This is a genomic window from Agarilytica rhodophyticola, assembly GCF_002157225.2.
Taxonomy (GTDB): domain Bacteria; phylum Pseudomonadota; class Gammaproteobacteria; order Pseudomonadales; family Cellvibrionaceae; genus Agarilytica; species Agarilytica rhodophyticola.
The window spans coordinates 875,382-887,913 of record NZ_CP020038.1; the positions used below are offsets into that span (position 1 = coordinate 875,382).

Consider the following 12,532-nt stretch of genomic DNA (forward strand, 5'->3'; position numbering starts at 1 on the left):
CGGCTATGGTTACAAGTAGATGAAAAAAGTCGATCTAATTTTTATATTTAGTTTGCTTATTTGCATATACAAACCATTTAGGCTTACTCAGAAAAGTAAAATGGTATTAATTATTTTTCTATTACTTATGAATACTTATACAGATATAAGTTCATACCCAACTATAGACTTAAAAAGATACTTTCACCAATAATATTCTTTTAATTATTCTTATTTTGATGAAGGTAGTATTTTGATACCTCTGCTTTCAATATACCAATATACACGCACTGCTTTTTATTTTATATTCCTTGTTTTATGCACATTACAGCAACCGTATAAGCTCCTTACAGCGTTATCTTAACATATAAGACGCAAACTAGAAGGAAAAATAGAAATAATTCATAGCGCTCTATTGTAAACTCACTTAAATATACGTGTTGGTGTAAGAGACTATTAGTGTGATCTAGATATTATTTTGAAAAAATGGCGCATAAATATATCTGCGCCGAGTTCCTATGGGAGAAAATGACTTACTATTGAATATATTGTGGGGGTGATCTAGCCCCCTTTTCTTGATGTTCTAAGAAGTTGTTGATACGCGTAAACTAGCCTTAGATGCCTCGTGCAGTGCAGTATTGTTTGGGACTGAATTTACATTTTGCCTTTGCACGGTAAAACTGCTCGGTAATCCACTTGTTGTTCCGTCATAGCTAAACTCTATGCTCATGGCTTTTTCTGAACTGCCGATACTGGTCTGAGCTCCGGGACGAAAGAAGGGTGTCTGTGTGTCAAAGTTTCTTTCGCGCATGTTGCTTGTTGATATTTCAATTGCTAGTGGCACTATGTTATTTTTTCCTGCCTGTGCATTAGGAACTACTTGTAATTTACCATCGATTTCTTTAACCAAATTACCTTTTCCTGCGAGCAAGTCATCTAGTATTTGATCTGTTAATTTATTTTCTACATTTAATTGGTCTATTTGCCTTTGCACACCGGGGTTAAAACCAGTTTTTAATACGGCGCTTCCTCCCGCTTGAGAAGCTTGACTAATAATATTTTTGAGATTCGGAGAGTGCTGCATTAACTGAGCGAGTAATGCAGATGAATCTAGTTTAGGCCCGATACCTACTTTTCGAGCGAGCTTATTAACAGTGCCTTCATCGTGTAGACGGTTGAAGTTGCTAACTTTCATGGTGTGTTGAACATCACCTTGCATTGTCGAGCCTTTATCGTAGGCTTCCTTGTGAATGTCGACCATTGCTAATACATTAATAGCCGCCAGCTGTTTGCTATTTAATTTAGTGCTATTCTCAGTTTTATCATCTGCCGCTGTGTCTGAGGCACCGGCCAGTAGGGCTACTGCTGTATTCACTGTTGGCTTTGCTACCTCTTTAAAATTGTCTCCACTATTTTCCATGGTTTTAACGTTTGCCGCGATTTTGCCTGCCAATAATGGGTGAGAATCTTTAAAAGCGAGTGCTAGGTCTTGCATGGCGTTAATATAATCGGCTTTGGTAATTTCTCCTGCTGTATTTGATGTGCCATCAAATTTTGTTTCTCGCTTATTATCAAATGAAAGAAACATTCTTTGCCACGGCGTATTACCCACATCATCGTAGTTTTCGCTAATACCAGTGCCACCATTTTCTGCAGTACCAGGGGTACCACCATAGACAAATGAATCGCCTGCTTGTAAATTTACTGTATGGTATTGAGCTATTCGTGAGCGTATATATCCAGAAGGTAAGAGATGGAACATCTGATCCGTTTTTTCAGTATGGTGATGCCCTCGCCCTGTTTCTACTAGCTTTTCAAAGTCTAACTGTGCGAATTTAACGCGAGCGTCGACTTCAGCTTGCACACGTAAATATGGCTGCGAGTCTCGTCCTACACTGAGATCTGAGTCACCATAGAAGCGTATGGCTGCCGCTATATAGCCTCCTATTTCAGCATTCATCCGAACTGCTTCTTTTTTAGTTTGAGTTTTGGCTAAGCTCATTAAGTCCTGGACTTGAGAGGCTGCTTTGCCGCCAAACATTATGTCTAGAAAAGCTCCTTTTTTATCTGCAGGAATAACTAGTGTTCCACCTTTTTCTTTGCTAGTGCCGAGTGCTCCTTCAAACCAAGTTTGAAACCGTAAAAGAATTTTAAAACGCGCATTTAGATCTGGATTGGCTCCACCGATTTGGATGCCGGGGTCGCTACCTTCTGCACCACCTGCTTGTACAAGGGTTTTACCATTCCCTACCGATGCAGCTCCAGCTGTTAACGCAGATACGCCAATATCTTTTACTCTTGAAAGGTGGATATTGAGGTCACCGTTGGGAGCCGTGGATAAACTCATACCATGTTTACTACCAAGCTGTGCTGCGACCTCGGTAAACGCTGCCAGCTGAATAGCATTATTCTTATCCTGCGTCTGCGGTAAGCCCAGTCGCCAAGTGGCGTACCCAACATGAGTGCCTATTCTTTCGCTCATTGTCAATGCTTTGTCGTCGGGAATACTGTCTGCCACATTGCGCATAATCGTCATAGCATCTTCGTGATCTTTGGCACCTACTTTTGATCGAATGCCTCGACTCAAACCACTATTTGGGCGATCTAGAAAATTGAAAAAGTTTTCTAGCTCGTTTTGAACATTTAGGGGGTCTTTGTAGCTAGTAACTCCTTTTTTGTTCTGTAAAGCAATGGGGTGATTTTGGTACTCTTCATTTTGCTTACTAATGCGATCAGCTTGCTGGTTGTCCACAGCCACCTTCGCTTCTTGCGTCGTGGCTGTACCGATGGCTTCTGAGGCCTTCATAATATTTCTATCCAATGTCGATAATTGCACTGCGATTAGCTCGATATGTTCCTTTGTCACCTGCAAGTTTCGCAGTGTGTGCGGCTGCGCGGGGTTAATGGCTTTATGAGACATTAAACCTTGATCACTGTCGTGGAAGGCTTTTAATAGTCTATGTACTGGGCTATTTGCATCGATGTTTAGTTTTGTCATTAACGTGTTAAGGGTATTAATAATATCTTTATCACCACCATACTCTTTGCCTACATGTTGATTCGAGAGTTGTGGACGATGTGTTTTAGCGTTAATTACACCCCGTTCGATACCTGCTTCGGTAAGAGTTTCGGTTAATTGACTTAATAGGTTTTGGTGCAGTGCACGCATATGCTGAGCAGTTTTTGGTGCACGAGTTTCTAGTTGTGCTATGCGCTGTGTCATAGGTGCAGGTGGCTCATCTCTGCTAGTGATCAGCTGCCTATTCAAAGCTTTAAATTCAGCATGTGTTGATTTTGCAGCTTCGGCCATTGCTCGGGTTTGCTCGCTCCCTCGCAGGCGTTTCATAAAAGAGTTTTGGGCTTGTGAAGCGCTGTGGATAGGTACGTCGGCTAGATGTGCCAGAACATTACCTGTGCGGGTTTTAATGGATTGGCGTTTGTGTAATTCTTCATGCACCTCTCCGGTTTTCTTATCCTTTTTCTCATGGATATGGTAATAGCGACCGCGCCTGGAAAAATCGTCAAAAGCACTACTTTTTTCTGCGGATAAAGGTTTGAAACCGTCTTCTGTCGGTGTTAGTTCATGCCGTTGGCCTCGAGTATCTTCGAGAGTCACTTTTATCTGCTTGCCCGTACTCAAGGCTTTGACGGTCATATTTTCGGGTATGTCTATTGTTTCCCAGGGAGTCTTTGCATCTTCTGCTTCTGCATGTGTGCTATCTGAGCTAGTAGTTTGTTGTGCGCTTTTAGCTAGGGTATCGCTTGCCATTCTGTGCAACTTACCGTTACTTGTTAAGGCATATAGATTGTGATCACTATCAATACCTAACTCAGTAACGATTTCATTACTCGGTAAACTTGGCAGCTCATGGTGTTTATCATTAATTAATGCGGTCAGCCTGCCATCACCGTGCATTTGTGCGATCAAAGAAGAGTCTGCCGCTGCAAAGGCGGTGATATTGTTACCTGGTATTATTTTGGCAAGAGACACCGTAGTGCCATTACTTTGGGCAAGGGAAGTTTTCATCTGGCTGGACATGGAAAACTCTTTAGTGGGGGGGCTTACATTGAGAGCTTTGATACGACCATTAATTAAGGCGTAAGCTGTTTTACCCTTAATATCCGTTGCAATAGATGAGACATTTTTACCAAAAGAGGTGGTATGCAGTTCATTGGTACCTGCATCCTTAACAACAATACCTTGATCGACAATAGCTAATTGGGTGTTATTTGCTAAACGAATATCATGTGTTGGGGAAGTACTTGGTAAACCTTTGCCGTTTTCAATGACGTTATTGCCAGATATATTCCAGGTGGAAGCCGTGTGCTGTCCATTCACTTTGCCAATAGTGCCACTTTCGGGGTCGAAGGCTGCAATGTGCTTGCCGCCATTGCCTGTAATTTGCACAAATGCTTTGCCGTCTGCACCAGAAATAAAAGCATCGATCTTATAATCACTTTTAAGATCTGATCCTAAGTTTGTGTTAGCCACTTTTTCTAGGGGACTCAGCTGAGTTGTGGCAACATCGCCATATTCATCCATGACTTGTGTGAGATTGCTCTTGTACAAAGCATTGCCCGCAGCATTGCCTTGCTCATCGTGCAAAGCTAGAGATATCCACACTTTACCTTGCTGTTCAAAAACATCGGTGATTTCACTGTTGGTTGGTAATGCTAGAGTGTGCTCTGTTACTTCAGCTTGATTTGTTTTACCTAGCAATAAGTGGTGACTTTGTTGAGGATCAGCCGCTGGCTTAACACCTAGCATGGTGCCTGTTGCACCAATATGGAGAACGTTACTGGCTGGCATCTGAGATATTAGGGTCGCATTGGTAGCCGTATCTTTTAGCCGACCGTTAGCGGCATGATAGACCTTACCTTCGGCGCTGGAGATTAGTTTTTTTGCTCCTTGTGTGTCTGCTTTAGCTTGCCACTGTTTTTGCTCTTCATCAAATTGATAGATTTGGCCATCGGCAATTTTAAATAGATCGCCGTCAGCAGACTGATGGCTTTTAGTCAACACATTCATAATAACGTCATCGGGTGTATGAAGGTGTCCAGTAGTGAGAGCGTCGTTACGGGTACGTAGGGAGGAGGCCAAGTTTTGTTTTTTATTAAAGCTCTGCACCATAGTTTCGCCATTTTGCCCTACCTGCATCGTGTATCGGGCTTTTTTGCCATCAGTAATGGGAATTGATTGGCTATGGTTAAGAGCGGTAAAACTGCCATCTTTCTGACGCAGTATGGCCTGAACGCCGGCATTACCGTTGCCTATATCATGTAGTATGAGAGTTTGGTTCTGATTACTTCGATTGGGAAAGTTGGCTATTTGTAGCACTTTAGGCGGAGCCGTTTTCATGGCATAGTGCCTGATAACCGGGTCACCGCTAGAGGCGCTGCTGAGATGTTTTTTGTTCTTTTTTCCTTCTTTTAACTCCATGACTAAAGGCTTACTCATATCTACATCATCAATGAAACCTGGACGTAAACCATTGGCCGTAAGGGCATCGGTCAGCGCCGTGTTTGCCGGAATAGAGATTTTTGAAGGCGAAGCGAGTTCAGGGTTCCATTGATTGTTCCTAGGTGCCGGCTGTACATTCCTGGCTGGATCTCTTTCGATATACATTCTGGGAGTATCAACTACAGGGGCTTCCGTTTTTGCATGTGTTACATTATTGTTGTTTTTAGCTGTTTTTTGGTGCGTAAATAAGTTTTTAAATGCACTCGGAATATGTAGCGATGACCTCATTAAATAACCCCTTCAATAATAAAACAATTTTTAACATTGAGAAAACACAGCAATATTGGCGATGTGAATGCTTTATTAGTAGTGGATTAAAAAGCTTTTGTTCGCAAATAATAAAAATATACAAAAATACTGTATAGATGTAGCGAATACAGTAAATTAATTACAAGTGAAAAATAAAATAATTAACTGTCACTAAAGTATTTAAAAATAAGTGATATTTTATAAACTATTAAGTTGCATCCTATTTTAGTGCGAAATTTATTTTTTATCCCATTGTGGTGCAAGCTCATCGTTTGAAAAGCCTAGATACACTAAAGATGTGCTTTTTACTAGGGCGCGAAGGCTATAAAAATCACATTTGTTAAGTTATGATAAGGTAGCTTATTTTATAAGCCACCTTAGAGAAGTAATTTAATATGAAATCCTTTTACAAAAATAGTGTTTTAATAAAATTACCCTACAGGTAAATATTTTTATTTTGTCGTCGAAATTGCTTCGAAGAATATATATCTATTTCCTAAAAATCCGTTAACTGCACCAATAACGCCACCATATTCTTGTGCGTTTTCCTGCATGATCATCTTACATGTTTCTCTATTAATATTGTTATTGTAGAAGTCCGTAACTGAAGAAGAACTATTAACTCCAAACTGTGGAGAAGTATATAGTTGTTTAGCTGTGATACCCAAGTCTTTAGCCGCTGCCTTATAGTTGAATGAAGGATCAAAGCTACCTCTTAACTTATCTAGTGTACTTGATTTTTTTCTTATCGCATTTAATGAGAGATCAACAAGTTTACAGTTTAAAGCAACTGGAGGTCGTACTTCAGTAAAACCGAAAGCAGAACATTTAGAACCTACAGCTTGTTTACGCTCCCGATTAGCAAAATATATGTGGGATAAATGAGATGCTTTTCCACACTCATTTACAGTTTCCTGAGTAGTTGTACCGACATCATAAAGAGTGGCGAATACCCAATCTTTTCCAGCAAATGTAGAACCATTATTGGCCACGATGCTGCTAGAGAGTGAGACAGAATATATTGTCGAGTTTTTAAAAGGTGTATTGGGCGTAAATTTAATTGTTCTACTATCAATTAACCTAACTGAGCCTTCTACTCTTTCTCCGTTTTCCCGAATACTTACAGTAAGTGTGTTTTCGTTGTTAATACTACTCTCAATAATATTCTGGTTGAATTTTACGAAGATTTCTGAGGTGGCTACCATTTTGTTAAAGTTATCGCTCGGGAATTGTTCTTCTATTATTAAATTATCAGTGTTTTGTGCGACAACGATATGCGATGCAGAGATCAATAATATAATACTCATTATTTGATTCAAAAAACAGGTAAGTGTATAGGTTTTTTTCATAGCTAAAAACTCTCTAAAGTGCTTTGTTAAAGTAGTTGGCGAGTGTGATGAAAGTAGACTTGATTAATATAAATTCACAAGATCTAAAGCAATATTGAATTGCGGCGCAAGTATATATACGAGATAAATCTCTTATTTGTAACTTGGTTACTAATTATTACTGTAAGTTAATAGGGTTTTGATCTAGTTCAAATTTTTGTTTTTGCAAAAACAAATTTGTTGCCGTCTTAATTTTTTTATGTTTCTTAATTTCAGGGGTGGTTAATTTCTAGATATTTTTAAGCGTCTTTTTCTTTGGCCAATAAATATATTGTCAACAATTAATTGTAGATGTTTCGATAGTGTCTATATGTCAAACTTTTATTTAATTACCAAGCGCTTTTAAATGAATGCTTTTGTATTTTAATGACATTTTTTTATTACCAAGTAAAATTGTCTTTCAAAAAACAATTCAGTGTTGTATCTTGCTTTGCGTCGGTGCACGGGTAGCACTGAAAACGCACCGTCATCTCTCTTTTTATAATTATTTTAATTTGATTATTTTAATTTTTTGATGTTTTTTAAATTAATTCGAACGCATATTTTTGTTCTTAATTTATTAATTTTTATTTAAAATAAGAATTCATGGGAATTAATTTATAATGTGCATAAATGTTATCAGCAATACTTTTTCTAAAATTTTTTAATAAGAGTAATAGGTGTGCCGACAAATAATTTTAATATACTCCAAATTTTAAAGGTATTTTTTAATGAAAATGAAAAATCTTGCACTCTCATTTGCACTCAGTGCTTTCTCTCTCTTTTCTAATGCGCAAGATATTACTATAGGTACTGTTATTGAGGGTGTCTCTATTCCTATTGGTGTTGCGATAGGTGATTCTCGTCAGGACGTTGAGTCAGTATTGAATACTTATTCTGAATTTGATATTAATGATACTAATAAAACAAATTGTCCTTCTGTAACTTCATGTGTGTATTCTGCGATTGACGATGCGGGACAAAAGGTTGGATCCATCACCGTTCGCTATTCTAGCGATGCTGACACTGTGACAGAGGTTGTGTGGACATTCGAAAAGTGGATTACGACTGCTGGAATCTCTCTTGAAAATATCAATGATTTTGATGAGTCAGAACTAAAAGCTTTTTATCCTAGCGCAGACCGAGCTAGAATATTTGATACTAGCAGAGGGAAACTTGTTCATCTTAGAGTTTCTGACGAAGGACTTGTTATGGTTGCCAGGCCTGGTCGTAACTTCGGTAGTATCAGTGCTCCCCGTTAATATTTTTATTTAATTCATGCTGTAGTGGGAGTGTAAACTCCTAACTACAGTAGCGTTTTTCGAAATAATATATATCACCACACACTTACTGGTTTGACTCCATTTAGTGTCTTCTCTCAAGCACTATAGCTTCTTTCGCTCCACTCAAAAAACATCACATAGAGATAGATACTAAAGTCTAAAGCCATGGCGAATCTTAAGTATATATTGTTATTGTTTATAGGTAGTTAGGGGAATGTGCTGACAACAGTAGAAAGGAGAGTTATATGGTAGCTAGGGGGAGACTTGAACTCCCGACCTCAGCATTATGAGTGCTGCGCTCTAACCAGCTGAGCTACCTAGCCATATAACACGTTGAAGAGGACTCTCTTCGAAGGGCGGCTATTTTCACTACTCGCCCTTATAAAGTCAAGTGAAGATTTCAGTTGTTATGCTTAATATTACACGTTAAAGCGGAAGTGAATGATATCTCCGTCTTTCACGATGTAATCTTTTCCTTCTAAACGCCATTTTCCTGCTTCTTTGGCGCCTTGTTCTCCTTTGTGTTCGATGAAATCGTCGTAGCCCACAATTTCGGCTCGGATAAAGCCCTTCTCAAAATCTGTGTGGATTTTTCCGGCCGCTTGAGGCGCGCTAGCGTTGACAGGGATTGTCCAGGCTCTTACTTCTTTAACACCTGCAGTGAAATATGTATGCAGGTTGAGCAGGGTATAACCGGCGCGAATAACGCGATTGAGGCCTGGTTCATCCATGCCTAGCTCTTGTAAAAACTCAACTTTCTCTTCTTCCTCAAGCTCGGCGATTTCTGCTTCCATCTTGTTGCACACAGGTACCACAACAGCATTTTCTTCAGCTGCGATTTGCTTTACACAATCGAGCAGAGGGTTGTTGTCAAAGCCATCCTCATCGACGTTGGCGATGTACATGGTGGGCTTTAGCGTAAGAAGGTTAATTTCCCTCAACTTTAATAGCTCATCTTCTGAGAGGCTGAAAGAGCGTAGCGGCTTGGCTTCATTCAAATGTGGTTGAATCTTTTCAAGTAAAGCCTTCATTGCGATAGCATTCTTGTCTTGCCCCTTTGCAGCCTTGCTGTAGCGTTGAATAGCTTTCTCCACAGCTTCTAGATCGGCTAGCGCCAGTTCCGTGTTGATTACTTCAATATCCGCTTGTGGACTGATTTGGCCATCAACATGAATAACATTGGGGTCTTCAAAGCAGCGCACAACGTGAGCAATGGCGTCTGTCTCACGGATATTGGCTAAAAATTGATTGCCTAAGCCTTCACCTTTGGATGCCCCCGCCACCAAACCGGCAATATCGACAAATTCCATAGTAGTAGGAATAACCTTCTCGGGTTTTACAATGTCTGCTATTTTGTCTTGGCGAGGATCGGGTACAGGCACGATTCCGGAATTGGGTTCGATGGTACAAAAGGGAAAGTTTTCTGCACCTATTCCCGCTTTTGTCAGTGCGTTAAATAGCGTGGATTTACCAACGTTAGGTAAGCCTACAATGCCGCAGTTAAAGCCCATGGTTATTCTTTCCTATCATTATTTTTAAAGCAGTTACTTTAAAAAAATGCTCTAAAATGGTTACTTTGAATTGTTACTGTGAAGTTCGCGCATGGCTTTTTCCCAGTTACCGGCGACAAGGTCTGGTAGTAGCGGGAATACTTCACCCATGGCGTTTTCAGTACGTGTCATTTCGTCCGAAGGTGCTCGTTTTAGCACATAATTCGATACTTGTTTAGCGTTGCCTGGATGTCCGATACCTAGGCGCAGGCGACCAAAGTTTTTATTGTTACCTTGGGCGCTAATAATATCCCGTAAGCCATTGTGACCACCATGACCGCCGCCTATTTTCAGGCGTACTACACCTGGATCGAGGTCTAGTTCGTCGTGGGCGACTAAAATAGATTCTGTTGGAATTTTGTAGAACTGGCTGATAGCCGCAACCGCTTTGCCACTTAAATTCATGAAGGTTGTGGGAATTAGCAAGCGCACATCTCGATGGGCGATTGTTATACGGGTATCCAGACCAAAGAACTTGGGTGATGGTGACATGCTGCCTGAATATTGTCTGGCTATTTCTGCAACAAAGTCTTGACCGGCATTGTGCCGAGTATTTTGGTATTCGGAGCCCGGATTACCCAGGCCCACGATAAGTTTTACAGGCGTGTCAGGTGTTTTCATTACTAGGTTTGCCTATAAAATTACTGAAGTGGCGAATTATTCTTCGCCAGCTTCTTCACTTTCACTTGCTGAGTCGTCACTCGCGCCTTTGGCTTTGTGAATATTAACTACAGGGAGATCGTGGTCTTCACCATGGCTAAGGGCCACAGATTCAACACCTTTCGGAAGTTTTAGGTCAGAAATATGTACGATTTGACCCAATTCAACTTCGGCAAGATCCACTTCAATAAACTCAGGTAGATCTCCTGGCAAGCAGCTGATTTCAAGCTCAGTCATGTTATGAGAAATAACACCGCCTTGAACTTTTACGCCTTTAGCTGTGGTTTCATTAATAAAATGCAAAGGCACCTTAGTGGTGAATTTCTTCGTTTTAGAAACACGTAAGAAATCTGCGTGGTAAATAATCGCTTTTGATGGGTGACGTTGTAAGTCCTTAAGAATTACTTCTTCATCACTATCACCAACTTTTAGAGTGATGATGTGAGAGTAGAAGGCTTCGTTCTCAAGTTGGTGAATCAACTCGTTGAACTTTAGGCTTACGGGTTGTGGTTTTTTGCGACCGCCGTAGACGATTGCTGGTACAAGACCTTCTTCACGACGCAGGCGGCGGCTCGCACCTTTCCCAGCATCATCGCGAAGCGAGGCATTTAATGTAAAGTCATTGTCTGACATAGTTTTGCTCCGAAAATAAAAAAAATCTCAATATTCCGCGACCAGGATATCGAGAGTTGGTTGGCCTCTTTTATTTTGCTCGATCTTTGTGTTACTTGATCTTGCACAAAGAGGCCGTTCTTTATAGGAATGTGACGTTAGTTGTGTTAATGAAATTACACTAACGAAACATCGCGCTTAAAGATTCTTCATTGCTAATTCGTCGCATCGCCTCAGCCAGCATATGAGACAAGGTCAATTGACGAATTACTTTGCATTTCTTTGCTTCCTCTGACAGTGGAATAGAGTCGGTAACAACCAGCTCGTCCATTACAGAGTTATTCAGTCGTGTAATTGCCGGCCCTGAGAGCACCGCATGAGTAGCATAGGCTACCACTTTTTTAGCACCGCGCTCTTTGAGTGCGCTCGCCGCATTACAAAGCGTTCCAGCAGTGTCTACCATGTCATCCACAAGAAGACATGTTCTGTTCTCAATATCGCCGATAATATTCATTATTTCAGCGACGTTTGCTTTAGGGCGACGTTTATCAATAATGGCCAGATCAATACCCAGCTGCTTAGCTACAGCTCTGGCTCTCACTACGCCGCCAATATCTGGTGATACCACCACCAAATCTTCAAATTTTTGCGCTTCGATATCCGCCAGAAGTACTGGAGTTCCGTAGACATTATCCACGGGTACATCGAAGAAGCCTTGAATCTGTTCTGCGTGTAAATCGACCGTCAGTACCCGATCGACACCTACGGTAGCCATCATGTCTGCAACCACTTTAGCCGTAATTGGTACTCGCGCTGATCTGACGCGTCGATCTTGTCGAGCATAGCCAAAATAAGGAACAACCGCGGTGATTCTACCAGCTGACGCTCGACATAGTGCGTCGACAATCACTAGCATCTCCATGATGTTGTCATTGGTTGGAGCGCATGTTGACTGCAAAACAAAGACGTCGCGACCGCGAACATTCTCGTTGAGCTCTACCATTATTTCACCGTCTGAAAACTTTCCGACGGTAATGTCCCCGAGTGGTATACCTAGTTTTGTAGCTACTTTTTGAGCCAACCCTGGTGAAGAGTTACCTGCAAATACCATTAAATCAGCCACTTTTTAGCCTCATAATTGTCGTGATAAAGGGTAGGGCGATTATGTCGCCTGCCTTAGAAGCTTAGTTTGAGATGGACGAAGTGACGAATTGCAGTTGATATGGATGTTATGGCTGGGGTGGAAGGATTCGAACCTTCGCATGACGGGATCAAAACCCGCTGCCTTACCGCTTGGCTACACCCCAGTAA

Annotated in this window: 7 protein-coding genes and 2 tRNA genes; 1 reads left to right on the top strand and 8 read right to left on the bottom strand. The window is 40.9% G+C overall.

Going from position 1 to position 12,532, the window contains the following annotated elements; genetic code table 11:
• Positions 1–562 precede the first annotated feature (562 nt).
• On the bottom strand, positions 563–5,728 hold the full coding sequence (locus tag BVC89_RS03720; RefSeq protein WP_086929915.1) for an AvrE-family type 3 secretion system effector: 5,166 nt from the start codon (positions 5,726–5,728) through the stop codon (positions 563–565).
• Positions 5,729–6,201: 473 nt separating this feature from the next.
• Entirely contained in the window at positions 6,202–7,098 is an 897-nt protein-coding gene (locus tag BVC89_RS03725; protein WP_086929916.1) for an Ig-like domain-containing domain, read from the bottom strand.
• 749 nt (positions 7,099–7,847) lie between these two features.
• Between BVC89_RS03725 and BVC89_RS03730 the strand changes: the two genes are divergently transcribed.
• On the top strand, positions 7,848–8,378 hold the full coding sequence (locus tag BVC89_RS03730) for a hypothetical protein (RefSeq protein ID WP_086929917.1): 531 nt from the start codon (positions 7,848–7,850) through the stop codon (positions 8,376–8,378).
• Positions 8,379–8,645: 267 nt separating this feature from the next.
• Here BVC89_RS03730 and BVC89_RS03735 read toward each other — a convergent pair.
• The 6 genes from BVC89_RS03735 to BVC89_RS03760 all read right to left on the bottom strand — a co-directional run bounded on the left by BVC89_RS03735 (position 8,646) and on the right by BVC89_RS03760 (position 12,528).
• Positions 8,646–8,722 (bottom strand) — tRNA-Met (locus BVC89_RS03735).
• Between the two features lie 96 nt (positions 8,723–8,818).
• Positions 8,819–9,910 (bottom strand): redox-regulated ATPase YchF, encoded by a 1,092-nt coding sequence (ychF, locus tag BVC89_RS03740; RefSeq protein WP_086929918.1) that lies wholly within the window; start codon positions 9,908–9,910, stop codon positions 8,819–8,821.
• Positions 9,911–9,970: 60 nt separating this feature from the next.
• Positions 9,971–10,570: an aminoacyl-tRNA hydrolase gene (pth, locus tag BVC89_RS03745; RefSeq protein ID WP_086929919.1), complete on the bottom strand. Its 600-nt coding sequence runs from the start codon at positions 10,568–10,570 to the stop codon at positions 9,971–9,973.
• Positions 10,571–10,606: 36 nt separating this feature from the next.
• Positions 10,607–11,242, bottom strand: a complete 636-nt coding sequence (locus BVC89_RS03750; protein ID WP_086929920.1) for a 50S ribosomal protein L25/general stress protein Ctc — start codon at positions 11,240–11,242, stop codon at positions 10,607–10,609.
• Between the two features lie 160 nt (positions 11,243–11,402).
• The gene (locus BVC89_RS03755) at positions 11,403–12,332 is read right to left on the bottom strand and encodes a ribose-phosphate pyrophosphokinase (RefSeq protein ID WP_086934498.1); all 930 of its coding nucleotides are present in this window, start codon (positions 12,330–12,332) and stop codon (positions 11,403–11,405) included.
• Positions 12,333–12,453: 121 nt separating this feature from the next.
• Positions 12,454–12,528, bottom strand: a tRNA-Gln gene (locus BVC89_RS03760).
• Positions 12,529–12,532 lie beyond the last annotated feature (4 nt).